The sequence below is a fragment of the Oleiphilus sp. HI0080 genome (assembly GCF_001635135.1).
Genome location: NZ_LWFU01000008.1, coordinates 1 through 364, shown reverse-complemented (window position 1 = coordinate 364; position 364 = coordinate 1). Strand labels below are relative to the sequence as shown.

General features: G+C 45.1%; 1 protein-coding gene. It reads right to left on the bottom strand.

Annotation, left to right across the window (positions count from 1 at the left end; translation table 11 throughout):
* On the bottom strand, nucleotides 1–299 hold a 299-nt coding region (locus A3751_RS00285; protein WP_231876800.1), incomplete at its 3' end, for a DHHA1 domain-containing protein.
* Between the last annotated feature and the right edge of the window lie 65 nt (nucleotides 300–364).

The following is a 364-nucleotide window of genomic DNA, read 5'->3' as shown; positions in this document are numbered from 1 at the left end:
GCTGGAAACCGTTTCGATATTGACTTGGAAACACCACTTATCAGAGTCACCTTGTCATCCTCAACCGAGGCCAACATCACGACCGCCTCACCAAGCTCATTCTTTAACTTATCAACAGCATCCATTAATCCTTTTCGGTCCATACCGTCGACTTTCTTGGCTAATACCTTGACACCGCTTATCTCGATAGCTGATCCGGCGATCTCACTTCCAGCATCAGCTGCGAGCTTGGACTTTAATTTTTCCAATTCTTTCTCTAGCAGCTTAACTTTATCGAGCTGCTGTTGCGCCTTATCCAAAACATCCTCTTTGGAACATTTCAGCTGAGAAGCGATTGCAGAAACACTCTCAAGATTTGACCTCA